At 73.1% G+C, this 26,672-nt stretch carries 20 protein-coding genes; 13 read left to right on the top strand and 7 right to left on the bottom strand.

The window, feature by feature from the left end; translation table 11 throughout:
* The first annotated feature begins 4 nt into the window (after nt 1–4).
* The 3 genes from H1D33_RS04900 to H1D33_RS04890 are packed head-to-tail and all read left to right on the top strand — an operon-like array spanning nt 5 to nt 5,138.
* Nucleotides 5–1,447, top strand: coding sequence for a cytochrome P450 (locus H1D33_RS04900; protein ID WP_181569196.1), 1,443 nt, complete (start codon nt 5–7; stop codon nt 1,445–1,447).
* On the top strand, nt 1,444–3,336 hold the full coding sequence (locus H1D33_RS04895; RefSeq protein ID WP_246411669.1) for an ABC transporter ATP-binding protein: 1,893 nt from the start codon (nt 1,444–1,446) through the stop codon (nt 3,334–3,336). Before H1D33_RS04900 ends, H1D33_RS04895 begins: the two co-directional genes overlap by 4 nt.
* A complete protein-coding gene (locus H1D33_RS04890) occupies nt 3,333–5,138 on the top strand; it encodes an ABC transporter ATP-binding protein (RefSeq protein WP_181569197.1) in 1,806 nt (601 codons plus the stop codon). Before H1D33_RS04895 ends, H1D33_RS04890 begins: the two co-directional genes overlap by 4 nt.
* A gap of 155 nt (nt 5,139–5,293) precedes the next feature.
* On the opposite strand, the gene H1D33_RS04885 is transcribed toward H1D33_RS04890, so the two are convergent.
* The gene (locus H1D33_RS04885; protein ID WP_181569198.1) at nt 5,294–7,909 is read right to left on the bottom strand and encodes a CHAT domain-containing protein; all 2,616 of its coding nucleotides are present in this window, start codon (nt 7,907–7,909) and stop codon (nt 5,294–5,296) included.
* A 176-nt stretch (nt 7,910–8,085) separates the two neighbouring features.
* On the opposite strand from H1D33_RS04885, the gene H1D33_RS04880 reads away from it, so the two are divergent.
* From H1D33_RS04880 to H1D33_RS04870, 3 genes are read left to right on the top strand one after another with little or no spacing between them, the layout of a single operon-like run.
* Nucleotides 8,086–9,396 carry a S8 family peptidase gene (locus H1D33_RS04880; protein ID WP_181569199.1) on the top strand — a complete coding sequence of 437 codons (1,311 nt, stop codon included), beginning with the start codon at nt 8,086–8,088 and terminating at the stop codon, nt 9,394–9,396.
* Nucleotides 9,397–9,422: 26 nt separating this feature from the next.
* Entirely contained in the window at nt 9,423–10,088 is a 666-nt protein-coding gene (locus H1D33_RS04875; RefSeq protein WP_181569200.1) for an RNA polymerase sigma factor, read from the top strand.
* Complete coding sequence (locus H1D33_RS04870) at nt 10,063–10,524, top strand: hypothetical protein (protein WP_181569201.1); 462 nt, start codon at nt 10,063–10,065, stop codon at nt 10,522–10,524. The genes H1D33_RS04875 and H1D33_RS04870 overlap by 26 nt, the downstream gene beginning before the upstream one ends.
* A 109-nt stretch (nt 10,525–10,633) precedes the next feature.
* Here H1D33_RS04870 and H1D33_RS04865 read toward each other — a convergent pair whose 3' ends face one another.
* A complete protein-coding gene (locus H1D33_RS04865; RefSeq protein ID WP_181569202.1) occupies nt 10,634–11,662 on the bottom strand; it encodes a hypothetical protein in 1,029 nt (342 codons plus the stop codon).
* 327 nt (nt 11,663–11,989) lie between these two features.
* Nucleotides 11,990–12,973 carry a dioxygenase family protein gene (locus H1D33_RS04860; RefSeq protein ID WP_181569203.1) on the bottom strand — a complete coding sequence of 328 codons (984 nt, stop codon included), beginning with the start codon at nt 12,971–12,973 and terminating at the stop codon, nt 11,990–11,992.
* Nucleotides 12,974–13,138: 165 nt separating this feature from the next.
* On the opposite strand from H1D33_RS04860, the gene H1D33_RS04855 reads away from it, so the two are divergent.
* On the top strand, nt 13,139–14,074 hold the full coding sequence (locus H1D33_RS04855) for a helix-turn-helix domain-containing protein (RefSeq protein ID WP_181569204.1): 936 nt from the start codon (nt 13,139–13,141) through the stop codon (nt 14,072–14,074).
* 40 nt (nt 14,075–14,114) lie between these two features.
* Here H1D33_RS04855 and H1D33_RS04850 read toward each other — a convergent pair whose 3' ends face one another.
* On the bottom strand, nt 14,115–16,058 hold the full coding sequence (locus H1D33_RS04850; protein ID WP_246411671.1) for a S8 family serine peptidase: 1,944 nt from the start codon (nt 16,056–16,058) through the stop codon (nt 14,115–14,117).
* 253 nt (nt 16,059–16,311) lie between these two features.
* Here H1D33_RS04850 and H1D33_RS04845 point away from each other — a divergent pair, with 253 nt between their 5' ends.
* The 3 genes from H1D33_RS04845 (at nt 16,312) to H1D33_RS04835 (ending at nt 18,939) form a co-directional block, all read left to right on the top strand.
* Nucleotides 16,312–16,986 carry a hypothetical protein gene (locus H1D33_RS04845; RefSeq protein WP_220138713.1) on the top strand — a complete coding sequence of 225 codons (675 nt, stop codon included), beginning with the start codon at nt 16,312–16,314 and terminating at the stop codon, nt 16,984–16,986.
* Nucleotides 16,987–17,116: 130 nt separating this feature from the next.
* Entirely contained in the window at nt 17,117–18,064 is a 948-nt protein-coding gene (locus tag H1D33_RS04840) for an RICIN domain-containing protein (protein WP_181569206.1), read from the top strand.
* A gap of 287 nt (nt 18,065–18,351) precedes the next feature.
* Complete coding sequence (locus H1D33_RS04835) at nt 18,352–18,939, top strand: hypothetical protein (RefSeq protein WP_181569207.1); 588 nt, start codon at nt 18,352–18,354, stop codon at nt 18,937–18,939.
* Nucleotides 18,940–19,023: 84 nt separating this feature from the next.
* On the opposite strand, the gene H1D33_RS04830 is transcribed toward H1D33_RS04835, so the two are convergent.
* From H1D33_RS04830 to H1D33_RS04820, 3 genes are all read right to left on the bottom strand, one after another.
* A complete protein-coding gene (locus H1D33_RS04830) occupies nt 19,024–19,209 on the bottom strand; it encodes a hypothetical protein (protein ID WP_181569208.1) in 186 nt (61 codons plus the stop codon).
* Nucleotides 19,210–19,383: 174 nt separating this feature from the next.
* Nucleotides 19,384–20,409, bottom strand: coding sequence for a cupin-like domain-containing protein (locus H1D33_RS04825; RefSeq protein ID WP_220138714.1), 1,026 nt, complete (start codon nt 20,407–20,409; stop codon nt 19,384–19,386).
* Entirely contained in the window at nt 20,406–20,579 is a 174-nt protein-coding gene (locus tag H1D33_RS04820; protein WP_181569209.1) for a hypothetical protein, read from the bottom strand. The genes H1D33_RS04825 and H1D33_RS04820 overlap by 4 nt, the downstream gene beginning before the upstream one ends.
* Nucleotides 20,580–20,785: 206 nt before the next feature.
* Here H1D33_RS04820 and H1D33_RS04815 point away from each other — a divergent pair, with 206 nt between their 5' ends.
* The 3 genes from H1D33_RS04815 (at nt 20,786) to H1D33_RS04805 (ending at nt 26,664) form a co-directional block, all read left to right on the top strand.
* The gene (locus H1D33_RS04815) at nt 20,786–23,932 is read left to right on the top strand and encodes a hypothetical protein (RefSeq protein WP_181569210.1); all 3,147 of its coding nucleotides are present in this window, start codon (nt 20,786–20,788) and stop codon (nt 23,930–23,932) included.
* Between the two features lie 99 nt (nt 23,933–24,031).
* Entirely contained in the window at nt 24,032–25,984 is a 1,953-nt protein-coding gene (locus H1D33_RS04810; RefSeq protein ID WP_181569211.1) for a sensor histidine kinase, read from the top strand.
* Nucleotides 25,981–26,664, top strand: coding sequence for a response regulator (locus H1D33_RS04805; protein ID WP_246411673.1), 684 nt, complete (start codon nt 25,981–25,983; stop codon nt 26,662–26,664). The genes H1D33_RS04810 and H1D33_RS04805 overlap by 4 nt, the downstream gene beginning before the upstream one ends.
* Nucleotides 26,665–26,672 lie beyond the last annotated feature (8 nt).

The raw sequence follows: 26,672 nt of genomic DNA, 5'->3' as shown, positions 1-26,672 counted from the left end.
GACCGTGACCTCCTCAGCCACTCACCCCGCTCGGCTGCCCGGGCCCTCGGGACCGCCGCTCGTCGGCCGCCAGCTCGCGTTCCTACGCGACCCGCTGGGCTTCCTGACGCGGGCCCACCGCGACTACGGCGACCTCGTCGCGCTGCCGCTCAACGGCGGCCGGGTCGTCGCCGCCTTCGGCGCGGCTGAGGTCGCCGCCGTCTACGCCGGCCTCGGCGAACACGTGGAGATCAGCGGTGGGGGCGGCATCAACCTGCGCTCCCACGACGAGGTCCAGGGACGGGGACCGCTGAACTCGACCGGGACCGAGCACGCGGCGTACCGCAAGATCTGCCACCGCGCCCTCGGCCAGCACTCACTCGCCGCCTACAGCACCGTGGCCGTCGAGGAGACCGAGCGGTTGCTGCGGCGCTGGCGACCCGGACAGGTCGTCGACCTGGTGCCCGAGATCACCGCGCTGACGCGGCGCATCTTCAAGGTGTACATGTTCGGCGCGGACATGTCCGAGACCGCGCCCGACGCCGACGCCGCCGTCGACCTCTACATCGATCTCATGGAGTCGACCGTGCGCCGGCTCGCCACGACGTTCGTCCCGATCGAGATCCCGGGCCTGGCCCAACGCCGCCGGCTGCGTACCGCGACCTCGGCGATCGATGAGCTGGTGACCGGGCTCGACCCGGCGCGTGCCGTGCCGCCGCGCCACTCGCTCGCCCAGGCGCTGCTGGCCGAGGTGGAGCGCGCCGGGCTGCCCCCTGACCCGCGGCTCGTGCGCGAGTTCATGCTGCAGCTGCACTTCGCCGGGCTGACGTCGCTCGCCTCGGCGCTGATCTGGGCGCTGCTGCTGCTGGCGCTGCACCCGGCAGCCACGGCCGAGGCGCTCGCCGAGCTGTCCGGGGCCACCGGTGGACGTATCCCCCGCCCGGAGGACGTGAAGGCGCTGCCGTACCTCGAGGCCGTGCTCAACGAGACCATGCGGCTGTACCCGGCGGCGGCATGGGAGTTCAAGCAGACCATCCGGGCCACCGACGTCGGCGGCCACCTCCTGCCCGCGGGGACGACTCTCATGCTCGCGCCCTGGGTCACGCAGCGTGCCGAGCGCTCGTTCGCCGACCCTCTCACGTTCGCCCCGGGGCGCTTCGTCGGCCGCGACGACTATCCACCCGGCGCCTTCGAGCCCTGGGGCACCGGAGAACGCTCGTGCATCGGCAAGATGCTCGCCCGCAACGCGTTCCGCTCCGTGGTCGGAGGCATCATCCAGCGGTACCGCCTCGACCTGGCGCCCGGCCAGCGCATCGAGCCTCACCCGGGCCTGCTCGGCACCCGCATGCTGCCCCGTCCGGGCGTCCGGGTCGTCCTCTCCGATCAGGACGGCGACACGGGCCGCGAGGTCGCTGTCGTGCACGGCTCGGTGATCGGCGCCCGCCCCGGACCGGCGGGGCGCACGTGACCCAGGCGCTCGCGACCTGCGCCCGGGTGGCCCGGCACGCGCGGCACGCGGTGGCCGCCCGCTGGCGGCTCGCGGCGTTGCTTCCGGCAGCCGGCTGGCCCGCCTGCGTCGCCGCGGCGGCCTGCAACGCCGTCCTCGGCGTGCTGCCGGTCGCGTTCGTGGTAGCCACCGGCTCGGTCCTCGCCGGGCTGCCGGCGGCCGGCGGCCCACAGCGCACCCGGGTGTTCGGCGCGCTCGTCGTGGCGGCGGCGGCGTTCACCGCCCTGCAGGCGCTCGTGCCCGTCCAGGCGGCGCTCGGCGAACTCGTCGCCCGGCGGGTCGACGCGCGGGTGCGCGACGAGCTCATCACCGCCGCGCTGCGCCCACCCGGGTTGGAGCGGCTGGAGGACCAGGAATCGCTGGCGCTGCTGGACCGGGCACGCGGCGAGCTCGACCGCGCGTTCCAGAGCCCGGGCCGGGGAAGCGCGGGACTGCTGCACCTCATCGCCCGGTATGCGCAGTTGCTCGGCTTCGCCATGGTGCTCGGCGCGGTGTCCTCCTGGCTCGCCGGCGCCGCCGTCGTCGCGGTGGTGCTGCTGTTCCGCCACGGCCACCGCGGCGGCCTGCATCGCTACTCGAATGTCTTCCGCGCCAACGCGCAGATCCGCCGAGAAGGCCAGTACCTGCGACAACTGTCGATCGGCCCGGCCGCGGCCAAGGAGATCCGCGTCTTCGGCCTGGCCGACTGGCTCGCCCGCCGCTACCGAGCGCACTACCTGTCCTGGCTGCTGCCGACCTGGCACGCACGCCGGCGCATCATGCTGTGGCCGTACTTCTGGTACACCGGCGCCGGCCTGCTCGTCACCGCCGCGGTCCTCGCCGGCCTCGGCGCCTCGGCCGCGCAGGCGGGCGCGACGGCGCAGGCGGCGGTCGCCATCCAGGCGGTGATGGGCGCCGTCCGACTCGGGGAGTACTACCCCGAGGCAGATCTGCAGACCGAGTACGGCGGCGACGCCTACGGCGCGGTGCGGGATTTCGTCGCCCGGACCGGGGCGCAGCGGTCCGGGCCGCCAGTCGTGTCCGTCGACCGCCGCGAGGTGCCACCGCCGCGACACGACCTGCGCTTCGAGAGCGTCACCTTCCGCTACCCGGGCCGGCCGGAGCCGGTCTTCGACGGTCTCGACCTGACCATCACCGTGGGTCGCTGCACCGCCGTCGTCGGGCTCAACGGCGCCGGCAAGACGACACTGGTGAAGCTGCTCGCCCGGCTGTACGAGCCGGACACCGGCACGATCAGCGCGGACGGCACCGACATCCGTCGGTACCCGGTCGAGCGCTGGCGGGCCCTGCTCGCCGTGGTGTTCCAGGACTTCCTGCGTCATGAGACCTCCGCCCGCGACAACATCGGCCTGGGCAGCGTGACGCACCTGGCCGACGATGCCGGGATCCGTTCGTCGGCTGCGGCGGCGGGCCTCCTCGACACGTTGGAGGGGCTGCCACACGGTCTCGCGACCCCACTCGCCGCCCACGTCGAAGGCGGTACCGACCTGTCCGGCGGGCAGTGGCAGCGCGTCGCGCTCGCCCGCGCGCTGTTCCGCCTGCGTCACGACGGCGCGATCCTGGTCCTCGACGAGCCGACCGCCAGCCTCGACGTGCGCGCCGAAGCCCGGTTCTTCGCCGAGTTCGCGCAGCTCACCGAGGGACGGACGACAGTGCTCATCTCGCATCGCTTCTCCACCGTGCGCCACGCCGACCACATCGTCGTGCTCGACGGCGGTCGGATCAGCGAGCAGGGCAGCCACGACGAACTGGTCGCCCAAGGCGGCCGGTACGCCCGCCTCTTCCGCCTGCAGGCAGACCGCTTCGGCGAGGACCCCACGGCGGGGCAGGGTCAGGTGGCGACGGTATGACGACCGGAACCGAACCACCTCCACGCGGCGCCTTCACCACCGCCGTCGGCGACCTGCTGCGCCGCTGCTGGCAGCAGAGCCCCGCCAAGACACTGACCGCCGCGATTCTCATGATCGCCAGTGGCGCGACGCTACCGCTCGCCGCCGCCGCCCTACGGTGGCTGCTCGATGCCGCGTCATCCGGCCAGCACGGGACCGCCGCCGCGGCCGGCGGCGTGGTGGCGACGCTGCTGATGGCCGCGCTGACCCTGGGCCACTTCGCCCACGTCGCCTACTTCGAGCTGGCCGAGCTCAGCCTCGTCGACTACGACGTCGAACTGATCGGGCTGGCCAACGGCTCACCGGGCCTCGAGATGCACGAGGACCCGGAGCGGGCCGACCGGCTCGCGGTGTTGGAGGAGGAGATCCAGAACGTTCGGCTCGCGCTGGAGGCGCTGCTCTCCGCGGGCGGGTTGATCGTCGGAGCGGCCACCACCGCGACCCTTCTCGCCCTGGTCCACCCGGTGCTGCTGCTGCTGCCGCTCGTCGCCGTCCCGCCGATGCTTGCCGGCCGCCGCGCCGACCGGATCCTCGACCGCGCGCGGCTCGCCGCCGCCGCGCCCACCCGCCTGGCCCGCAACCTGTTCCAGCTCGCGACGCAGCCGGCGACCGCCAAGGAACTCCGCGTGTACGGCCTGCAGGACGAGATCCGCCGGCGGCACGCGGCGCAGTGGCGCTCGGCCGGCGACACGCTGTGGAGCGGACACCTCCGCAGCAGTGCGCTACGGGCGCTCGGGCAGATGTCTTTCGCCGTCGGCTACGTCGGTGCGGTCGGGCTCGCCGTCCGCGAGGCGGCGGCGGGGCGGCAGAGTCTCGGCGGCGTCGTGCTCATCATCGTGCTCGCGGTCCAGGTGAACGCCCAGGTGGCCCAGACCGTGTCGCTCGTGCCCGCGCTCCAGCGCTTCGCCGTGGCCGACCGCCGTCTGCGTGAGCTGCGCGCCGCGGCCGGTGGCCGCTCCCCCACCGGGAACAGCGCGCCGCCGGACCGGCTGCGGGCCGGCATCGCGCTACGGGACGTGTCGTTCGCCTACCCGGGCACCGGCCGGCCCGCGCTGCGCAATGTGGACCTGCTGCTGCCGGCCGGCGCGACGGTCGCGATCGTCGGCGAGAACGGCGCCGGCAAGACGAGCCTCGTCAAGCTGCTCTGCGGGCTGTACCGACCGTCCCACGGCACCGTGACCGTGGACGGGATCGACCTCGCCGACCTGAGCCTCGACGACTGGCGCAGCGTCGTCACCGTCGGGTTCCAGGACTTCGCGCGATACGAGTTCGTGGCCCGCGAGACGGTCGGCGTCGGCGACCTGCCGCGCGTCGCCGACGACGACGCCGTCACCGCGGCGCTGACCCGCGCCGGTGCCGCCGACCTGCCCGCACAGCTACCGCAGGGCCTCGCGACCCGGCTCGGCACCAGCTACGCGCCGGGCACGGAGCTGTCCGGTGGGCAGTGGCAGAAGACAGCGCTGGGCCGCACCATGATGCGCCGGGCACCGCTGCTGGTGATCCTCGACGAGCCCACCGCGGCGCTGGACGCGGAGGCCGAGCACGCGCTCTTCGAGCGCTACGCCGCGCAGGCCGCGCGCACCCGGTCGTATGGTGCCGTCACGGTGTTGGTGTCCCACCGCTTTTCGACGGTACGCATGGCCGACCTCATCGTCGTGCTCGACGCCGGCACCGTCACCGAAGCGGGCGGCCACGACGAGCTCATGGCGCTGGGCGGCAGCTATGCGACGCTGTACCGGATGCAGGCTGGCGCCTATCGCTGACACGGCGATCCTGCGTCGAGCGCGTGGCGTAACCGCTGCGGCTCGGCCACGTCGTCGCGAGGACGGACGGTCAGCCGCTGCGGGTCTCCCGGCGCCGCAGCCGGCCGCCGTCGCTGCGGACGAGCACGGCGGCTGAGCGACCGCTCCCGCTCCGGTCAACCAGCCCCGAAGCAGACGAACGCCGCCGCGGTGGCCCGGGCGGGACCGTCGTCCACCGCGCCGAACGCCCGCTGCGCGTCGGCGAGGGCTCGCGCCGGGCCGGTACCCGCCCGCATCCGCGCGTGCAGATCCAGCATCAGCGCCGTGGTGGGCTCGGCCGGCACGGGCAGCACGGTCGCGATGAGGCAGCGGGTGCCGAGGGCCAGGAGCACCGCGGTGAACCCCATCACCTCGTCGCCGGGGCGCAGCCCGGTCAGGCCGGAGTCGCAGGCGGACAGCACCACGCAGCCGGGCGGCCGGTCGACCGCCTCCCACTCGTGGGCGAACAGCGGCCCGTCGGCGAGTTCCAGGGTCGAGAACTGCGGGTTGTCCGCGCGGAACGTGCCGTGGGCGGCGATGTGCACCAGCCCCGCCCCGTCCAGCGCGGCGGTCAGCGCCGCCGCGGTGGCGTCGGGCCCGGTGAGCCGCCGCGCCCCGGGCAGTGTCTGAGCGAGCCGGCGCACCTCGTCATGCCCGGCCGGCAGGCGCGGACCGGCGGCCAGGACCGGCGGCCCGGTCGGGAGCTTCCGCCGGTCCGCCGCGAGCCAGGCGGTGGCCGAGGGGGCGACGGTCACCGGACGCCCCGCACAGGTGGGCAGCCCCGACCAGGGCACCACGTGCAGCGCCCCGACCGGGACGATCACCAGAGCCCGGTCGGCCAGCCGCCGCCGCAGCGGGTCGAACAGCAACCGGTCCAGGGCGGCCGCGGTGTGGACGGCCCCCGCCCGCGCGGCGGCCGCGTCGCCGGTGGTGACCAGTCGGCGCAGGGCGAACCGGTGCCTGCGGGCCAGGTCTGCCGCGGCCGCGAGCTGGCCCAGGTCGTGCAGGCTGGCCCGGCCGTCGCGGACCAACACCGCCCGGATCCGGTCGCCATGGGCCACGAGCTCGACCAGCACCCGAGCGCCGAGCCGCGCGGCCAGCGCACCCACGCCCGGCGGAGCCAGCACGGCACCGCCACCGGGCACCCGCCGCGCCAGGTCCCGGATCCGCTGCTCCAGCCGGGCCTGCCGGCCGCGCAGAGCGGTTGCCGGACGGCCGGCCAGCACCTCGTCTTCGAGCAGGCTACTGACCAGTCGAAGCTCAGCGAGCGCCGCCACCAGGTCGGGGTCGGTCGGTGGCCGGGCCGGCCGAGCCCGCAGCGCGTTCGCCCGCCATCGCTCCGCCCAGACCAGGACCCGCGCCGGCGCGCCCGCCCGAACCGCGATGTCGAGGCCCTCGGCCGCCAGCTCGTGACCGTACGCTCCGCTGTGGGCACGCAGCTCCGTGGCGCCGAGCGACACGCGGTGCCGGTCGAGCACGGCCAGCCCGCGGCGCAGTGCTCGGGCGGCTCCGGCGTCGTCCCCGTCGAGCCGACGTGACAGGGCCAGGGCATACCAGCCCTGCGCTCGCCGGTTGGCGGTGCCGCGTCGGCGGGCCCGGGCGGCCACCGCCAGCAGGTTCCGGGCCCGGCCGGGCCGCCCCAGCGCGGCGGCCACCTGGCCGGCCTCGATCCGGGTGGTCAGCGCCGGCCCCCGCCACCCGGTGGCGTCGAGTTGGTCGGCGGTACGCGCCATGGCAAGGAACAAGGGTGCCGAGCGGGTGCCTCGTCGGTACGCGGCGCGCAGCTCGACGTGCCGGGCGAAGACGGCCCAGGTGCGCCGGCCCTGGCGACGGAATCGGGCACGGGCCGCTGCGGCGGCCTCGGTCGCGGTGTCCAGGTCATCGGCGAGCAGCGCCGCGCGGGCCCGGGCCAGCAGCGCCTCGGCGAGGTCGGAGGCCATGCCCCGGCGCCGCAGTTCCCGGACGGCCGCCGTGGCGACCACCACGGCCTCGTCGACCAGCGGCACCGACAGCAGCAGCTCAACGCGGTCCAGCAACAGCGCCGGTCGGGGTACGGCGAGCCGCCGGTACTCCTCGTCGACCGTGGCGAAGCAGCGCAGCGCGCCGGCGATGTCGCCGCGCTGGCCGGTCGCGATGCCGAGGTTCCAGCAGGTATCGGCCGCCGCGAGGTCCAAGCCCAGCCGTCGGAAGGCGGCTGCCGCACGGGACAGGTCGTCGTCGGTGTCGCCGGCGGTGCCCCGATGGGCGTTGAGCAGCCCCCGGTTGTTGCGCGCCCGCGCTTCCAGCAACAGGTCGCCCTCGCGCCGGGCGATGTCGACGGCCAGGCCGTACTCGCGTACCGCCTCGTCGTAGCGACCCCGGTAGTGCAGCACCACGCCCCGCTGCATCCGGGCCCGCCCCGCGTCGGCGCCGGCGAGCTGTGGCAGCGCAGCGGTCACCGCGCGCAGCGCCTCGGCGGTGTGGCCGGCGTTGGCCAAGCCGTAGCCCAGGCTCATCCGGGCCAACGCCCGGGCCCGGGGCGTGCCGGCGACCCGGACGGCGCGGCGCAGATGGCGCAGCGCGCCGGGCAGGTCGTTGAGCTCCCGCAGGGCCAGACCGACGGCCCGCTCGGCGGTGGAGCGCTCGTCGGCCCCGACCTCGGGCCCGGCGGCCAGCACCCGTTGGGCGATCGCGATCGCCTCGCGCGGGTAGCGCTGGACGGCGTCAAGCGCCGCCTGGGCCGAGTCGGCACCGGAACCGGTGCTGTCGGGCATGCCCACAGAGTCCCCGAACTGATGCCAACCGTCAATGTCTACGTGAGTCTGTCGGACATCCGCGCCACCCATCAGACCCATAGACGTGCGGCTATGCTTTGGGGGACCGACGCACCCGGGAAACGTGGCCGACGCCGGCCGGTGGCGGGCACTTCTGCCGACCGCATGGAGGACCCGTGTCGCCTGACCATCCCGCCGCGCCACGCCCGACCGGCCGACTGTCCCGACGGCGACTGCTGGTCACCTCCGCTCTTGCCGCCGTGGCATCGCTCGCCACCGGGTCCCGCGCGGCACCCGTCCGCGCCGACGGTGCGGACGACGCCGCCTACCAGCGCGCCTTCGACGAGGCGCTGGCTGCCGACAAGAACGTCCGCCGGCACACCACAGCGGGCCGGGAGTTCCTCTACCGGCCACGGCAGTTGCTCGCCGCCGACGCCGACGCCCAGCGGGTCACCGCCTGGCTGCGAGCCCTCGGCCACGCAGTGATCGCGGGCGACGGCTTCGCCGGCGTCACCCGGCTGCTCTTCGACCGGGAGACCGACGTTCCCGCGCTCGTGGCCAAGCTGCGCGACCCCCAACAGTGGCCAGGCCAGCCGGTTCCGAAGGCGCAACCACACCACGTGCTGCTGGGCCTCGGCAACATCATGGGCAACCCGGGCAGCCCGCCCTCGGCTGGCATCGCGCTGGCGCCGCCGGATCCGAACCGGCTGGGTGAGGGCTCCGGGGTGACCGTCGGGATCTGCGACACCGGCATGTGGCGGCAGGCCGGCGGCTACCACCCGCAGTGGCTCGGCGCGGCGTACCTGCCGGAGGCCGACGACGAGGATCCGCTCTACGTCCACACCGACGTGCTCGCCCCGCAGGGCGGACACGGCACCTTCGTCGCCGGGGTGGTGCGGCAGGCCGCTCCGGGGGTCCGGGTCGACCCGGAGCAGGCGCTGACCGCCACCGGCCTCGGCGACGAGGCGTCGGTGGTGGCCGCGATGGCTCGACTCGCGCCGGCGGTGTCCGTGGTCAACCTGTCCCTGGGCGGGTTCACCCAGGGCGACCAGCCGTCGCTGCCCCTGGCCAACGCCGTGGCCGCGCTACCCACGACGAGCGCCGTGGTCGCGGCGGCGGGCAACGCCGGCACCAGTCGGCCGATCTGGCCCGCCGCGTTGAGCCGGGTCGTCGCGGTGGCGGCGGTCAGCCAGGGCTCCGCCGGCGTGCTGCCAGCCACCTACAGCGGGTACGGACCATGGGTCGACGTCTGCGCGGTCGGTGAGCGCACCAGCACCTACGTCGAGGGGCAGTTGCCGCTGCCGGGCCGGCCGACCCGGCAGTTCCACGGCTATGCCGCCTGGGCGGGCACCTCGTTCGCCACGGCGCACGTCTCCGGTCGGCTCACCGCCCTGATGACCGCCGGTGGCCTGAGCGCCGACGCGGCCCGACTGGCGCTGCTCGCGGCGCCGCGCTGGCACCCCGACTACGGCGTGCTCGTCGGATGAGTGAGCGGGCCGCGAGCGACGGAACCATGCCGCACCAATCGGCGGACGGCCTCGCCGTGACCGACCGGAGCGCGACCGGACTGGTGACCGCTGCCGCGGGTGGGGACGAGTCGGCGTGGGTGGAACTGGTCCGCCGGTACACGCCGCTCGTCTACTCGGTGATCAGGTCGTACGACCTGGGCCGCGCCGACGCCGCCGACGTCAACCAGACCGTCTGGCTGCGCCTCGTCGAGCAGCTGAGCCAGATCCGCGATCCGCAGGCCCTCGCCTCCTGGTTGGCGACCACGGCCCGGCGCGAGTGCTACCGGCTGTCCCGCCTCGGCCGCCGCACCCAACTCTTCGACCCGTACGACGACGCGCTGGACGCCTACCACAGCTTCTCCCGCACGGCGGACGTGGCGGCCCCCGACGAGGAACTGCTCCGAGCGGAGCGCCGGCAGGCGCTGCGGGAGGCCTTCGCCCATCTGCCGCCGCGCTGCCAGAAGCTGCTGGCCCTGTTGACCGCCGACCCGCCGGTCAGCTATCGAGAGATCGCCGAACGGCTGAACGTGCCGGTCGGTAGCATCGGACCGACCCAGGCCAGATGCCTGCGCCGACTCCGCGACTGCCCGACGCTCGCCCCGTTCCTCGAAACGGCCGCGACCCGGACGAACGGAGGGGAACACGATGGAGCAGTTGCCGCCGGCCGATGACGCGGCCCTGACCGCCGAGCTGGGTGCGGCCCTGCGGGAGGCCGGATCGGTCCCGGAGGAGTTCCTGGCCACCGCCCGGGCGGCATTCGCCTGGCGAGACATCGAGCCGGGGGTGGCGCTCGCCGAGCTGACGTTCGACTCGGCGTGCGACACGGTGCCGGCGCTGACCCGGTCGGCCGGGTCGACGCGAACGCTGTCGTTCCGCAGTACCGTGGTGACGCTGGAGATCGAGGTGACCGAAGCCGGCATCGTCGGCCAACTCTCCCCGCCCGGGGGTGGACGGGTGTCCGCGCAGACCGCCTCGGGCACGTACGCGCAGGTTCAGGTCGACGCGGTGGGCTTCTTCTCGCTGGGCGCTCCCCCACCCGGCCCGGTCCGGCTGCGTGCCCACACCGACGAGTACGAGGTGGCCACCACCTGGGTCTCCCTGCGCTGACCCGACATCCACCGCAATGGCGGCTCGCCGGGACGCCCGGACCGTCCCGACGAGCGCGGCGACGGGAGCCGCGGGCTGCCCGGGCCCACGACCCCCGCCAGTGCCGGAGTTACTGTCGCCCGACGCCGATCAGGTACTCCACACCACCGAGGTCGGTCCGCTCCGCACCGCTCGTGTCCGGGCCGAACTGGGTCACGTCGAGCGCGAACTCCTTGTCCGACGCGACGGCCGCCGCGAAGGTGAGAGAGAACTCGACCCGTTCACCCGGTTGCAGCAGCAGGTTGCCGATGCTGGCCTTCGCCGGTTCGACGATCTCCAACTGGTTCTTGCCGATCTCGCGTACGCCGGTGCCGACCCTGCCGCCGGCCTGCCACCGCTCGAAGAGGGTCGGCCCGAGATCGGCGATGACCCGACCGCCCACGCCCTGGATCGGCTCCCCCGGCTGCGTGAAGACCAGGTCGTTCTTGGTCGCCACCCGGAGCGAATTGCCGATGGCGAACGGACGCACGGCCGGCGTCCCGCCCGCGACGAGCCGCACCGAGTCGACGTTGCGCCAAGCGATGTTGTTGTTGTTACGGGTGTTGGTGCTGATGTCCGGCCCCTCGAAGGTCATCGGATCGGTGGCCGACACCCATCTCGCCAGCAGGCAGAAGTGGCCCGGGCCGGGCACCCCGGTCCACGGGATCGTCACGGTCGTGGTGCCGGCGAAGACGGTCACGTTCGTCGCGCCGATCTGGGTCCAGTGCGTGGGCCAGACCGCACCACCACCCGGCGTCGTCCGGTAGATCCGCAGCACGCCGCTGTCGGTGCCGAAGCCGTACGGACCGGGGTTCCGCAGCTTGACGAAGATGTAGTTGGTGACGCCGACGATCGGGTTCTGGCTGACGGCACACTCGACGGCGGTCGGGCAGACCTTGATGTCGGGGCTGGCCCACAGCGGATTGAACGAGTGGGGTTGGACGCCGACATCGGCGGCCACGTCCCGGATGTAGACGTCGGTGCGAGCCGCCGCGGCCCTGTCCTGCCGCGCCTCGACCGGCGCGGCGGCGGCCGTGGTGACCGCCAGCAGGGCGGCCAACGCCGTGCCGGTGAGCACGGCCAGCGCCGAGCGGCGGACACGTCTTCCTGCGATGCCCATGACAGGCTTCTCCCATCGTCGGGGGACCGCCGACCCGGCGTTGTCGCTGCCGGGCCGACGCGTGACGCTATTCAGGAGCGCGGCGCGACGAGGTTGATACCTCCGGCGGAACGGCTCACCGTCAGATGGCGCGAGGAACGACGAACCAAACGAATATCGATACGCCAGGACCGGCGACCCTGCCATGGCCGCCGCGGGAACGGTCCACTGCACCGGCACCCAGCAGCAGACCTTCACCCCCGGACTCACCCTGACCACCCAGACAAGACTGGCCCTCGCCGCCGCTACTGCTGCTGGGAGGCCGGACACCGCGATCACCTTCGAGAGTCACGGAGAGACGCTCGGGCCTGGCCGGCCCGGAAGCGCCGAGCCGCCGGGCCGGTCACCCTGCCCCGGGGGAGCGCCCGGCCCGCCGGTCCCACCGGGGGCGCTGCCGCCGTCGGGGGTGGTGCTCGGGTCGACGGGGACGGTGAGCGCGACCCGGAAGCCGGTGTTCACGTCGCCGGTGACCGCGCCGATCTGGTGGGCGCCACCGTCGTCACCGAAGACGTTGTCGGTGGCGAGCGTCAGGTCGGCGAGCGTGGCCACGGAGCGCTCGTAGCCGGTGGTGGCGTACACGGCATCGCAGGTCCTCTGAGGCAGGGCGACCTGTGAGGTGGCGAGGCGTTTTCCCGCGTCGCCGATGCCGGCCATGTCCGGGTAGACCTCGAAGTGCACGTGAGGCCATCGGCCGGGGTAGCAGGCGGGAAAGATGCTGTCGAAGACGACGGCGCCGTCACCGTCGGCGATCTGGACGCCGCGCAGGTAGTTCTCGTTCTCCAGGCCCGCGCTGTACATCGAGTAGGCGCCGTCCCGGTCACACTGCCAGACGTACACCGCGACCCCGGTGAACGGGGAGCCACCCTCGGCCATGTTCAGCACGGTCAGCGTCAGCGTCATCGCGATGCCCGGGGCCTTGGTGGTGCTGGCACCGAAGCTGCCGGTGATGTCCCTGCGGATCACGCCACTGCGCTCGAGGACGTTCGGCCCGTTGGTGCCGTCGGCGGGGTAGGGGCCGTTCGTCTCCTCCGGGATCTCGGTCAGCCCGGAACCACCACCCGCGACGCCGGTCGTAGCCGTGGCGGCGTCGCCGCTGCCGGTGCCGCAGGCGGCGAGACCGAGCCCCGCGGCGCCGAGCCCGAGCAACCCCAGCACCCGACGCCGGGACAGCAAAGTGCCGACGTCAAAGGCCAACCCCTGATCGACGAGATCCTCGCCGGGCCGCGGAAGCGCTCGGCCCTGGTACGTCCCGGGTCGCTCATCATCAATCATGGCGTGCTCCTTACATCGGGCGGATGCGGGCCACGCTAGGCGGGGTTCTTGGGCCGCCGGTCAGCCTGAGCTGTCAGCCACCTGTCGGCCCGCGAGCGGAGAGATCCCCAGCCGGGCCGACCGTCGAGGTGGCGCACCGGGCCCGGCGTAGCGATACTCGCCACCATGGACAGGCCCCGGGAGGAGTTGGGCCGGGACCTGGCGCACGCGCTGCGGACCGGCCCGTTCTCGGCGGCGCTCCATCTGGCCATCGAGGATCGCGGGCTGAAGCTGGAGGAGATCCAGGAACGGCTGTCGGCAGCGGGAGTCGGTGTCAGTCTCACCACCTTGAGCTACTGGCGGCGTGGTCGTAGCCGGCCGGAACGTCCGGACTCGATCCGGGCGGTGCGGCTGCTGGAGAAGATCCTCGACCTGCCGTCCGAGTCGCTGATCGTGCAGCTCGGACCGCGGCGCCCGCGCGGCCGGTGGTTGAGTCAGCCGCCCGGGACCATCGAGATCGACCGGCTGTTCCGCGATCGCATCGGGCTGGCCAGGATGATCGCCGAGGTCGACCGCTGGCTCTACCACGAGCTGACCCGACTGAGCCTGCACGATCTCTACCAGGTCGGTGTCCGCCGTCAGGAGATCAGTCTCGTCTGTCGCCAGGTCCTGCGGGCCAACACCGACCGGGTGTCGCGGACGGTGGGCATCTTCCGCACCGACGACCCGGCCGCGACGACCCGGATCAACGCGGTACGCAACTGCCGCATCGGCCGGGTCCGCTCAGATCCCGGGTCGGGCATCCTGGTCGCGGAGATCGTCTTCGATCGCATGTTGGCGCGGGGCGACTCGGTCGTCCTCGAGTACGAGTTCCTCAGCGACTCGCAGCGCCCCACCGACAACTACTACCGGGCCTTCTCGACGCCGGTCGGCGAGTACGTGCTCCAGGTGCAGTTCGACCACGACGCCGTGCCGGCCCGCTGCCACCGGTTCGAGCGTCGCGGTCTGGACGCCCCCGACCAGGGCGTCTGGGAGGCGTGGATCGGTTCCACCCACGGCGCCCACCTGATCGCCTCCGACATTCCGCCCGGGATCGTGGGCATGCGGTGGGAGTGGGAGTGAGCGGCCCGGGTCCGCCGCCCACTCCCACCTCCGGCACTGATCAGCCGACGGTGACCGTGACGTCGTCGAGCGCGAAGCTGGTCTGGTACGACCAGTCCTCGACACCGGTGAACGTGAGCGCGGCGGTCCGGCCGACGTATCCGCTGAGGTCGATCACCTTCTCCACGTACCCGCCGGTGCGGTCGAGGTTGGAGTAGCGGGCCACGGTGGCGCCGCCGTAGCTGACGGTCAACGTGTCGTACGCGAGGTTCTCGTACTCCGCGGTGGTGATCCGTATCCAGAGGCGCAGGGTCGCGGTCGTGCATCCGGCCGGGATCGTCACCTGCTGCGAAACCGTGTCGGTCTGCACCGTGCCGCCGCCGTTCAACCAGGCGTTGCGACTGCCGGAGCGGGCCGGCTGCGCCGCCCAGGTGCCGATCACGTTCGTCGTGGCCGTCCAGGGCGTGGTGCCGTTCTCGAAGCCCGGGTTGCCGACCACCTGGGCCGACGTGCAGCCGCCACCGCCGGTCACCGTCCAGCGGAAGGTGGCGGTCCCGGAGCGCGACGCCGCGTCGGTGAGCGTCACCGTCACCGTCGTGGTGCCCGCCGCCGTGGCGGTGCCGGTGATGCGGCCGGTCGTGGCGCCGATCGCCAGCCCCGCCGGCAGGCCGGAGGCGCTCCACGTGTACGGCGTGGTGCCGCCGCTGCCGCGCAACTGGAGGTCGACCGCCTGCCCGAGGGCGGAGGTCTGGTCACCCGGCCCGGTCACCGTCGGGGCCTCCGGCGCGGGGTCGGTGCCGCCGAGGAAGCCGGTGTAGAGCAGCACGTTCGGCGATCCGCTGCCCGCACTGGTGATCTTGCCGGTGGTGCCGTTGTCCACCAACGCGGCCCGCACCTGGGCGGGCGTGGCGGACGGGTTGGCGCCCAGGTAGAGCGCGGCGGCGCCGGCCACATGTGGCGAGGCCATCGAGGTCCCGGTCATCGTCGCGCTGCCGGTGTTGCTGGCGTACGAGGCGGAGACGATGCTGGTGCCGGGGGCGAACAGGTCGAGGCAGGAGCCGTAGTTGCTGCTGCTGTTGCGCCCGTCGGAACTGGTGCTGTTGCCGACGGTGACAGCCGCCGCGACCGCCTGCGGGCTGTAGTAGCAGGCGTCGTCGGACGAGTTCCCGGCCGCCTGCACGAACTGCACGCCGGAACCGATCAGGCTGGTGACGGCGCTGTCCATCGCCTGGCTGGAGCACCGGCTGCCGCAGCCGATGCTGTAGTTGGCCACCGCCGGCTTCTGCGCGTTGGCACGAACCCAGTTGATCCCGGCGATCAGGTCGTCGTTGGTGCCGGTGCCCTGGCAGTTGAGCACCCGCACCGACACCACCGCCGCCTTCTTCGCGACGCCGTACGTGCTTCCCACCGCTGTGCCGGCCACGTGCGTACCGTGCCCGTGGCAGTCCTGCGGGGTGCTGTCGCCGTCGACGACGTCGGTGCCCTGGCGGACCCGGCCGGTGAACTCGGTGTGGTTGGCGTTGATGCCGGTGTCCAGGACGTAGACGGTGACGCCCTGCCCGGCCCCGGACGGGTAGGTGAACGACCGGTCCAACGGCAGGCTCCGCTGGTCGATCCGGTCGTCACCCCAGTTCGGCGGGTTGCTCTGGGTGTCCGACACCTCGATGCGCTGCACCTGTTCGACCACGGAGACGGTCGGATCGGCGGCCAGGCGGGCGGCCTGGCGCGCGGACATCTCAGCCGAGAAGCCGGTCAGCGCGGACCCGTACACGTGGCGGGTCCGGGCGCCGAAGCGACCGGTCAGCTCTCGGGCGCGGTTGTCGAGCACCGCCCGGGAGAGCCCGGTGTCCTTCAGGGTCACGATGTAGCGGCCGGCCACCGCGTTCGTGCTGTCCGCGTTCCGGATGACACCGGTCGGATCGGCCTGGGCCGGTCCGCCGACGCCGACGATGCCGGCCAGTGCCACGCCCAGCGTGAGACCGGCGGCGGCGAGTCGTAGCGACACGGGTGATCTCCTCCTCATGCCGACTCCGGGGGGTCGCGTCCCGGCGACGGGGAGACCCGGAGGGCTGTGTCGGAACGGTAGGAGTGGGTGTGCCGGCGGCGACAGGTCGATAAACATCTGTCGACGATGTGCCCGCTCAAAACTGTTTATGGGGTCGGCCTCTCCCGACGCGCGGTCGGAGGCGATACTCTCATCCATCTTCGTCGATCAATTGATCGACATGTACCGCCTCGCACACCCCTCCGGAGGCACGATGAGGTCTCGTCTCGCCCGTACCCTCGGCGCGCTCGCACTCGCACTGGGCGCCGCCGCCGCGCCGGCGGCACCGGCCGGCGCACACGCCACGGCCGACACGATCGGGGTCTATCCGCCGATCCAGGGCACGTCCACCTGGGACCGATTCGGTGTGTCCGGTCCAGCCAGCCATCACATCGTGTTCGCGAACTGGGGTTACACCAACGACTGGGCGGTGGACATCTACCGAGCCCCCGGGGCCACCGTCGTGTCGCCCTTCGGCACCAAGACCGCGGCCGGGCACCCGGTCGCGGTCACCGTGGTGACGGTCCGCGCGGGCTGCGCGACCGGCAACCTCGCCGACGGCGGCTACCGGATCGGGCTCGAGGCGCGGGACACCACAACCGGCGAGGTCATCGGCCGGGCGGACGTGATGCACGTGAACAACAAACCCGGCGGGGTCGTCGTCGGCGCCTCCGTAGGACCGTGGACCAAGCTCGGCGAGACCGGCAGGTTCCGGTACTCAAGCTGCTACCAGGTCAACGGCGACAGCGGGGCGCACATTCACCTGGAGGTCATCAACCAGCACCGGTACTCGTGCTACGTGGCACGCGCGGCGAACACCGCTCTCACCGACCTGACCGTGGTCGGTCGGATCGGCACCCACCACTCGGGTCAACGCGCGGCCTGCTGACAGCGCCCGCTTCCTGGTCCACAAGGCGCTAACGCTCGCCGGCCACGCACCACCCGCACCGCCCACGTCGCACCCGCCGTCGAGGTGACAGGGGGCTCTAGCATGCGGAGTCACCGAAGGGGGATCGACCATGCCCGATAGCCGTCGTAGTCGCCGCATCCTGTCCGTGGCCGCCGTGCTCGCCCTGCTGGGCTCCACGTTGGTGGCCGCGCCGGCCGCCGCGGAGGAGCCGCCACCGCCGGTCCTGAAGATCCAGAACGTCGGCACCCGGCTCTGCCTCACGCCCGCCGGCTCGAGCACCGCGTCGGGCACCACGATCGTGCAGTACGCCTGCGAGGGCTACAACCCGCGCAACTGGCAGTTCGTCCTCAATCAGGAGACGTTCTCGTACCAGATCCGCAACGTCTACACCCACCTGTGCCTGTCACCGGCCGGCGGCAGCAACGGCCTCAACGTCGTGGTCGTCCAGTCCACCTGTGACCTGAACCGGTCACGGCTGTGGACGTTTCTGCCCAAGGGCGGCCACTACGCGCTGCGTAACCTCGCCAGCCAACTCTGCCTGTCCCCGGCCGGCGGCGATCCCGGCCCCAACGTCGCCATCGTGCAGTTCACCTGCGACGACGACCCGACCCGCGCCTGGGACACCGTCTCCGCCAAGGCGGTGTCCAACGCCAATGCCGGCGGTCTGTGCCTGACCGTCGCCGGCGCCAGCACGACCGCCAATGCCACCGCCGTGCAGTACTACTGCGACCGCGCGCCTTCCCGCCTGTGGAACATCCGCCCGATCGGCAAGAGCACCACCACGTTCTTCCTGGAGAACATGAACAGCGGCTTCTGCCTGTCCCCGGCCGGCGGCGTCGACACCCTGAACACCGTCGTCGTGCAGTTCTACTGCGACAGCAACCCGGCACGGGCATGGCGGCTGCTGACCGACGGCACCGGCAACACCCGCTTCCAGAACGTGCTCAGCAACCTCTGCCTCTCGCCGGCCGGCGGCTCGACCGGCCTCAACGTCGCCATCGTCCAGTACACGTGCGACAGCGACCCGTCGCGCACCTGGCGTACCCAGGTGGCGTGAGGATGGCGGGACGCGGCGCGACGGCCCGCGTCGCCGGGCCGGTGGTCCCGCTCCTCAGCGGCCGGCCCTCGCCTCGGCCTGCCCCGCAGCCCGCAGTCGCTGCTCGCGCGTGCCGTCCGTCATCCAGGCCGGGATCGAGATCGCCCCCGGCCGGCGGGCCTCGACGGTCAGCTGCTTGACCGTGCTCCAGCACACGAACATCCCCGCAGGTCGCGGCGGCGTTGCCGGACGGCCCTACGGTGAGATCCAGTCGCCCCGGACCGCCGGCGGCGCGCGAAGGAGTGACCATGCCCGCCCGAGTCCTGCTCCGCCCCACCGCCGCCGTCATGGTCGCCGCCCTGGCGGCGGCCGGCTGTTCGTCGCCGACGACCTCCGCGGAGTCCACCGCGACCACGACCGTGTCCGAGGCTCCCACCGCCGCTACGTCCACACCGGAGGCGGCGCCCGCGAGCGTCGCACCCCGCATCTCCGCCACCGGGCCGACGGACGGCGACCGCGGCACGACCGGCGGTCGTGCGAACGGTGGCACCGGCAGCGACGAGGGACGGTCCGGCGGCCCGACCATCGTCTACTTCCGGGTCGCCGAAAAGCCGTCGTGCCCGGCCGGGACCACCGTCAACCCGGTCGCCGGGCATCCGGTCCTCGTCGAGTGGAAGGCCACGAACGTCGACTCGGTGGCCCTCTCGGTCGACGGTCCCGGCGTGTACCGCGACACCTACCCGGCGGCCGGCAGCGAGTCCTTCACCTTCCCCTGCTCCGGCGTCGAGGGCGACGTCCAGCGGCACACCTACCTGCTGACGGTCCGCAACGCCGACGGCACCCGGACGAAGACCCTCGCGGTCAGCGCCCGGGTGCACGACATTCCGGCGGTGTGACGCCAGCGGTACGGAACCGGCCGCCTCGGCGTGGACACTCGCCGAGGCGGCCGGCGAGGACCACGCCGAGGTGTCACGACGCTCTCAGGCGTCTCCGGCGACGGCCAGGTTGAACCGGTCCAATGCCTCCCGCTTCTCCTGTGAGAGCGCATCAATGTTGACAGCGTCGGCACCCGGCCTGTCCTGATGCAGGTCGACGCCCTGCATCAGGCCACGCACAACGGCATCGGCCTCGGCAGCCGTGAAGCCCGCGTCCGTCAGGATGTTCATCGGTAACTCAGCCATACCGTCGAATCCCCTGACTCGACCGGTTCGACGCCCCCGGCGAGCAGGTTAGGGGTGACGGTAGGGGGAGGATGGAGCACCACCAGCGACGAGTGTCGAGCGCGGCCGAGAATCGAGTCGACAGCCAGGAGATAACTCGCCGCCGGCCACTCGCGGCCCTCACCGGTCGGCACGGTCGGCGCCGAGGGCCGCGGGCGGGGTAGCCATTCGATGGTTCTGCCCGGGCACCCGGAAATGGTGGAAGGTGACCGTGGCGCTGAGGTCGAGCGCGTGCACCCAGTGCCACCAGCCGACCGGGACGAGCAGCATCTGGCCGGGTTCGAGGACGGTCTCCAGCACGGTGGCCTCGGCGTAGCGGGGATGTCGGTCGAGGTCCGGTCGGGCGGCGTCCACCGAGCTGAAGGTCCCGCCGCGCGGATAGACCAGGTGCCGCTGGTACGACGGGACCAGCCGAACGTGCTTACGGCCGAGCACCTGGCAGAGCAGCACGGTGCTGTTGTCGACGTGCAGCGGGGTCACCGTGCCGGCGGGACCGAGCAGCAGGTGCCCACCGCCGGCGGGGTCGACGAGATGACCGGGTGGGCGCACGTCCCCGGCGAGCGCGCGGAGCGCCCCGTTCCAGTTCTCGTTGCGCGGCACCATGTAGTAGTCGTTGGTGCGGGTGCCGGAGCCGAGCATCGCCAGGTAGTCGCGGAACGGCATGGTGGTGCGGTGCCGGTCGTACTGCCAGGCGTGCTCGGGGTTGGCCTCGCGGCCGGTCATCACCTCGACCACGGCGTCCGGGCACCGGCGGGCCATCGCGTCCAGCGTCCAGTGCCGCGCCGGCCAGTCGGCCATCAGGCCGTCGAGCACGACCGGGCGGTTCGCGTAGTAGTAGCGGCCGAAGAACTCCGCCGCGGTGAGGTCGGCGCGTCGGTCGATCTCGCGACCGCCGTCGTCGTCGCGCAGCACCCGGTACGTGTCGAGCACCGACTCCATCCAGTCGTACCGCAGCGCGAGCCGCCGGCAGACGGCGAAGTACGGGTGGCTGCTCATCGCCGCCAGCTCGGCGTCGACGGCGTCGGCGTCCGCACCGCCGGCGACGGCCGCCGCGCGGGCCTGGTCGGTGGCCACCCCCATCGCCAGGTTCTCGACGAGCCACTCCCGCCAGGCGGGAAGCAGGGCCGGCGCGGCGGCCGTGGTCACCGGACGACCTCCAGACGGACCGTCGCCGGCGGCCGGGCCGACGGTGCGGTCGCGCCCGGGTCCCCGACGCTCGGCAGCGGGGTGAGCCGGGGCGTCCGGGCGTACTCGGAGCAGTTGACGTAGGAGTTCTTGACGTGGGCCGGAATGTGGTCCGGCGAGGTGTCGGTCATGCCGGGCAGTCAACCCGGGCGCCGTCCCGGCCCACCAGGGACACCGGTCCCGAGCGACCCGGGACGGCGACACCCGACCGGACGGTGGAGGTCCCGCGTCCCGCACCCGTGGGACATCCACCCCTGGTTGCCGGGACACCACCGGTCGCAGGCTGCGGTGCGCGCCCACCGGCCCGGTGGGCGCGGAGTGATCCGGAGGAATCCCAGTGGGAGTGATGGTGCAGGCGCCCCGCCGCCGTCGGCGGTGGAGGGCGCTGATCGCCGCGATCGTGGCGGCGGTGGTGGTCGTGTCCCCGACGCCGGCCGTGGCGGCGGAGACGGTGGACTACGAGGCGACGAAGTTCCACGACGGCGTGTTCGCCGCGTACCTGCGGGCGCACAACGGCGGCGTGGCGGGGCTGAAGAACCTGGTGATCACCGCGGAGCTGCTGGACTGGCGCGGACGCAACCCCGGCGCGTCCCGGGACGACGTGGTGCGGCACCTGGTCGCCACGCGGCAGGCGGTGAACGCGGCGGGCATCTCCGACACCACCGCCCGCACCACCTACGCCACCATGATCAAGGTCATCGATGCGCTCTCCGGCGTGCCGGGGGTGTCCATCGGCGCTCCCATGGTCAAGGGACTGCTGGACGCCACCGTCGGCGGCACCATCACGTCCTCGGCCGAGGTCGAGGACGCGGTGACCAGCGCCTACCAGAACTACCGGTGGATGGACGCGCTCTACGCGCAGCAGGAACGCGCGTGGGGCCAGCTCACCCGGGCGGCGGCCCAGGACACCGATCTCGCCGCGGCCTGGGACGGGGAGATCGGCGCGCAGCTCAACGTGCGCGCCACCGCGACGACCGAGCAACTGCTCGCCGATCCGGTGCTCGCCTCCTACGTCAACACCGAAGCCATCCTGGAGCACCTGGGCAACGAGCAGGCCTATCTGGCGGCGCTGCGCACCGAGCTGCGCGGGGCGCTGGAGAAGGTCGCCGAGCAGAACGCCGAGATCATCAAGAAGCTGGCGGCGGCGGACCTGAAGTATCCGGTCGGCCCCGGTCCCAAGCCGACGCCGCAGGACTACACGGCGGCGCTGGCCGAGGCGGCCAACCGGCAGGTGGCGATCGACGCCGCCGAGTCCGCGGTGACCATCCTGGCCACGCTCGCCGGGTTCGCCGACCAGAAGGCCGGCAAGGAGGTGCTGGCGATCGGCAAGGCCGCCGTCGGCATCGCCACCGCGATCAACAAGTACCTGCCCACGGTGGCCGGGCTCAACCTCAGCGAGGCGATCGGGTCGCTGAGCACGGTGGTGCTCACCGGCAACGTGCTCGGTGCCGTGATGACCCTGCTGCCGATGTTCCTGGGTTCCGGCCCGAGCGAGCAGGAGCTGCTGATGCAGGAGATCGGCAAGCTGCGCGAGCAGGTCGGCGAGCTGCGCACCGAGATGCACGAGCGGTTCGACCGGGTGGAGGCGATGCTCACGGCGATCTACGACGACATCATGTCGGTCCTGCTGAGGATGCGGGACGACATGGGCAACGTGATCCGCGACCTCGACGCGATCAAGCGGCAGATCAACGGTCTGGAGACCCGGGTCGACCAGCTCAGCCTCTCCATCCAGGAGGCGCTGAAGAAGGAGGCGCTCCGCGACACCGAATTCGCCATCAACACCTACGTCGGCTACCAGGCACGCACCGGTCGGCCCCTCTCGGTGACCCAGTACGACGAGACGGAGGGGCGACTGTTCACCAGCGCCACCTCGACCGGCGCCGGGGCGCCCTTCGTGCTCACCCCGGCCGAATGGTCCCAGCCGGGCGTCGACCCGGTGCGGGTGCTCGACGAGAAGACCCCGTACGGCGCGATCGACTACCTGTCCTACCTGGCCCGCACCTGGGACCCGGCGTACCCCGCCACCACGAAGGTCCCGCACGCCGGCGTCTGGACCATGTCGACGCGGGCGTTCACCGCGCTGGCGCTGGAGAACCCGGCACTGGCCGGGGACATGACCGGCGACAACTCGTTCGCCAGCCGCATCGGCCGCTCCGGCCAACAGATCCTGGACGCCAGCAGCCGGTTCAGCCGGCCCACCGCGGACGGGCACCGCAACGCGTTGTTCACCGGCCTGGTGGAGAACTACAAGAGCGCGGTCAACGCCCAGTCCGCCGAGCTGCGCAAGCTGCGCGACGAGGCCACCGGCGGCGGCTACAACCCGTGGTACGGCCCGGACCAGGCGCCCCCGACGCGTCTGACCAATACCCGCTCGTACTGGACCGCCGGCACGGAGCGCAACTACAACGCGGACGCCAAGATGTCGAGCTGCGACCCGGCGCATCAGCTACCTCGGGTGCGCATCCCGGCCAACGTGAACCTCGGCGACCTGCCGAACGCGTTCCAGCTACTCAGCCACGGCACGAACAGGCAGTTCCAGCCGCACTTCCAGATCTGTTACGACGCGGAGCTCGTCAACCACACGACCACCACCGGGCCGCGCGCCGAGATCACCAAGGCCGACCTCCAGTTGACCGTGCACGCGCAGATGAGCGTCGACCAGGGCGGCTTCTGGATGGACGTGCGGACGTGGCGCAACACCAAGAGCGCCGGCATCGTCTGCTCGTGGAGCACCCGGGACAACCCGCCCACCGGCTACTGCTACGACGAGGTCTACTACATGACCTACAACGACGAGTCGGTGCACCTGCCGGCGTTCGAGACGGGTGCGCGCTCGGCCGACAACCCGGAGCGGCTGACCATCGCCCGTACGCTGGGCAACCGGATGTTGTGGGGCAAGCAGAAGCGCTACTACCAGTTGGTCAACCAGAGGTTCGGCGACCCGACCTCGGAGCTCCGCCGCGCCGGCAACAAGGTCACCGCGGCGTTCCGGCTGCTCCAGGCGTACACCAAGCTCGGCTTTCCGGTGGCGCTGGACTCCGACGCCTCGCTCAGCGGCTACCTGCTCGGCGGCAACCTGCTGCCGAACGACTACCGCTACCCGGGCGCGCCGGTCGGTCGCGACCTGCCCGACACCCACATCAGCCGGGCGTACACCATCGCCGAGGCCGACTACGCGCCCTGCACCCAGCCGGCACCCGGAGACCCCTGCCCGGAGGGCATGTCGGAGATCGACCCGCGGGCCGGACAGGCGCCCATCTTCAGCCCCTCGTGCTCCGGCGCGGACAGCCCCGGCTCACCCAACGAGTACCTGGGCAACTGCATCCACGCGGTCGCCATCGAACGGGCCGGTGAGCTGGCCGCGCTCTACGAGACGTACTCGCAGCGCCTCGCCGGGAACGTCTACCGGGAGCGACTGCCCGAGGTCGCCACGTTGATCGACCAGTTGAGCGTCAGCGGCAAGGCGGTCACGCAGAGCTGACCCCGGTGGCGGGCCGGTCGTCCCCGGCCGGCCCGCCACCTCAGTACCGCCGTTCCGGTGGTCCCGTCGACTGCGGCGGGCTGAGACAGTGGACCCGACATGCCAGACGTATCCCGGACCCGGCGGTGGGCCGCGTGGGCGGTGGCCGCCGGCACCGCCCTGCTCACGCTCGGCGCGGTCACCGCCTGGGCGACGGCGACACCCCCGTTCGACGCCACCCAGCTCTACTCCCTGGTCGACCTGCTCGACGGCGTCGTCTACGGCGCCGTGGCCTGGCTCATCCTGAGCCGGCAACGCACCGGCAGCCGGATGCCCGCCCTCATCGCCTGCGCCGCGGCGCTCGGAAGCGCGCTCTCCACGTGCGTCGCCCAGTGGCACCTCGCCGTCGGCGGCCCGCCGGTCCTCGCCGCCCTGCACCAGTGGGCCTGGCTGCCCGGGCTGTACTCACTGGTCCTGGTCATGCCCTGGCTGCTGCCGGACCGGCCGCTCGGCCGGATCGACCGGCTCGCCGTCGCCGCCGGCGCCGGTTACGTGGTGGTCACGCTGGCCGCCGCCGTCACCGCGCCGCCGCCGCTGGGCGTGCTGCCGCTGACGCCCGAGATGCGCGAGGTCCGGGCCGCGCTGCTGCGACCGCTGGCGCCCGTGCTGCCGTACGCGCTGGTCGGGCTCGGCCTGCTGGCCTGCGCCGGCCTGGGGCGGCGGTGGCGACGCGGCCCCGGGCCGCAGCGGCACGGCCTCGGCTGGGCGACCGCCGGCAGTGGGCTGCTCACCCTCGCCTTCCTCACCACGCTGCTGCCACCGGCCGTCCCGGCGATCCTGCCCGCGTTGCTGATGCTCGCCTCGCAGGCGTTCTTCCCCGTCGCGGTGGCGGTGGTGGTGCTACGCCAACAACTGTGGGGGCTGCGGCTGGCCGTCCGGCGCACCCTCGTCTGGTATCTGATGACCGCCCTGGTGATCGCCGCGTACTGCGCCGCGGTGGCCCTGCTCGACCGGTTGCTGCCGCGTTTCCTGCCGCTGCCGCAGCTCGTGGTGACCGGCGCGCTCGCGGCGGCCTTCCAACCCGTCCGCCAGGCGGTGCAGCGACGCGTGGACCGCCTGGTGCACGGCGAGGCGCCCGAACCGCTGCTGCACCAGGTGGTGCACAGCGTCGGCAGCACCACCGACATCGGCGCGACCGTCGCCGCCGCGCTCCGGCTGGCCGAGGTGCGGGTCACCGAGGACGGGCAGCAACCCCCGCCGAGTGACTTCGGCACCCCGGTCACCGTGCCGCTGACCAGCGGCGACCGTCTGGTCGGCCACCTGCACGCCTGGCCCCGGCCCGGCGAGCTGCTCGGCACCCGGGCCCGGGAGTCGCTCGCCGTCCTCGCCCCGGTGGTCGCCGCCGTCGTGGACCTCGCCGGCACCAACCGCGACCTGGCCCGGTCGCGGCAACGGCTGGCGGAGGTACGCGACGAGGAACGCCGCTCGCTGCGCCGGGACCTGCACGACGGCCTCGGTCCGGCACTCAGCGGCATCGGGTTGGGGCTGGCCGCCACCCGCAACCTGCTGCGCCGCGACCAGGACCGGGCGGAGAGCCTGTTGGACCGGTTGACCGACGAGCTGACCGCACGCGCGGCGGAGGTTCGCGAGCTGGCGCACGGCCTGCTGCCGCCGGTGCTCGCCGACGGCGGCCTGCGCCCCGCCCTGGACCTGCTCCGCGACCAGCACGCCCGGGCCGGCCTGCGGATCGTGGTGCACGGACCGGCCACCCTGGACCCGCTGCCGGAGCAGATCGCGACCGCCGCCTACGGAGTCACCGCCGAAGCGATCCGCAACGTGCAGCGGCACGCCGGGGTGGACCGCTGCACCGTGACGCTGGAGCAGCGCCCCGACCTGCTGCGCGTCACCGTCACCGACCGGGGCCGGGGCATGCCGCCCGGACCGGCCGACCGCGGCGTCGGCCTGCACGCGATGCGGGAACGGGCCCAGGCGGTGGGCGCCACCCTGACCGTCGGCCCGGCCGGTGCGCCCGGCACCACCGTCTGCCTGACCATCCCCCTGGAGCAACCGTGAGCGACACCCCGATCCGCGTCGTCGTGGTCGACGACCACCCGGTCTTCCGGCTCGGCATGAGCGCGCTGCTCGACACCCTCACCGGCATCGAGTGCGTCGGCGAGGCCACCGACGCCGCCGACGCCCTGACCCTCGTCGCCCGGGTACGCCCCGACGTCGTCCTGATGGACCTCCACCTCGGCCAGGGCTCCGGCATCGAGGCGACCCGGCTGCTGCGCCGCGACCACCCCGCGGTCCGGGTCCTCGTGGTGACCATGCTCAACGACGACGCCTCACTGGTCGCCGCGCTGCGCGCCGGCGCCCGCGGCTACGTCCTCAAGGGCGCCTCCGCCACCGACGTGGAGCGCGGCATCCGGGGTGTCGCCGGCGGCGACCTGATCCTCGGCGCCCCGCTCGCCGACCGCGCCGGCGCGCTGCTCGGCACCCGCCCCGACATCCCGTTCCCGCAGCTCACCGAGCGGGAACGCGAGATCCTCGGCCTGCTCGCGCGGGGCCTGGCCAACCCGCTGATCGCGCACCGGCTCGGGCTCAGCGCCAAGACGGTGCGCAACAACGTCTCGGCCATCCTGGTCAAGCTGCACCTGGGCAGCCGCGCCGAGGCCATCGCCCTGGCCCGCGACCACGGGATGGGCGCGCCGGGCACGGGTGCGACGGTCCCGGTCGCCGACCGGCGCCCCTGACCACCGGC

Origin of the sequence: Micromonospora ferruginea, from assembly GCF_013694245.2 — a bacterium.
Lineage (GTDB): Bacteria > Actinomycetota > Actinomycetes > Mycobacteriales > Micromonosporaceae > Micromonospora > Micromonospora robiginosa.
This window is presented reverse-complemented; position numbering and strand designations above follow the sequence as displayed.

Excerpts from the sequence above, each read along its gene's own strand:
- H1D33_RS04890 (WP_181569197.1), top strand. The coding sequence starts at position 3,333 with ATGACGACCGGAACCGAACCACCTCCACGCGGCGCCTTCACCACCGCC.
- H1D33_RS04885 (WP_181569198.1), bottom strand. The coding sequence starts at position 7,909 with ATGCCCGACAGCACCGGTTCCGGTGCCGACTCGGCCCAGGCGGCGCTT.
- H1D33_RS04875 (WP_181569200.1), top strand. The coding sequence starts at position 9,423 with ATGCCGCACCAATCGGCGGACGGCCTCGCCGTGACCGACCGGAGCGCG.
- H1D33_RS04870 (WP_181569201.1), top strand. The coding sequence starts at position 10,063 with ATGGAGCAGTTGCCGCCGGCCGATGACGCGGCCCTGACCGCCGAGCTG.
- H1D33_RS04865 (WP_181569202.1), bottom strand. The coding sequence starts at position 11,662 with ATGGGCATCGCAGGAAGACGTGTCCGCCGCTCGGCGCTGGCCGTGCTC.
- H1D33_RS04860 (WP_181569203.1), bottom strand. The coding sequence starts at position 12,973 with ATGATTGATGATGAGCGACCCGGGACGTACCAGGGCCGAGCGCTTCCG.
- H1D33_RS04855 (WP_181569204.1), top strand. The coding sequence starts at position 13,139 with ATGGACAGGCCCCGGGAGGAGTTGGGCCGGGACCTGGCGCACGCGCTG.
- H1D33_RS04845 (WP_220138713.1), top strand. The coding sequence starts at position 16,312 with ATGAGGTCTCGTCTCGCCCGTACCCTCGGCGCGCTCGCACTCGCACTG.
- H1D33_RS04840 (WP_181569206.1), top strand. The coding sequence starts at position 17,117 with ATGCCCGATAGCCGTCGTAGTCGCCGCATCCTGTCCGTGGCCGCCGTG.
- H1D33_RS04835 (WP_181569207.1), top strand. The coding sequence starts at position 18,352 with ATGCCCGCCCGAGTCCTGCTCCGCCCCACCGCCGCCGTCATGGTCGCC.
- H1D33_RS04830 (WP_181569208.1), bottom strand. The coding sequence starts at position 19,209 with ATGAACATCCTGACGGACGCGGGCTTCACGGCTGCCGAGGCCGATGCC.
- H1D33_RS04820 (WP_181569209.1), bottom strand. The coding sequence starts at position 20,579 with ATGACCGACACCTCGCCGGACCACATTCCGGCCCACGTCAAGAACTCC.
- H1D33_RS04810 (WP_181569211.1), top strand. The coding sequence starts at position 24,032 with ATGCCAGACGTATCCCGGACCCGGCGGTGGGCCGCGTGGGCGGTGGCC.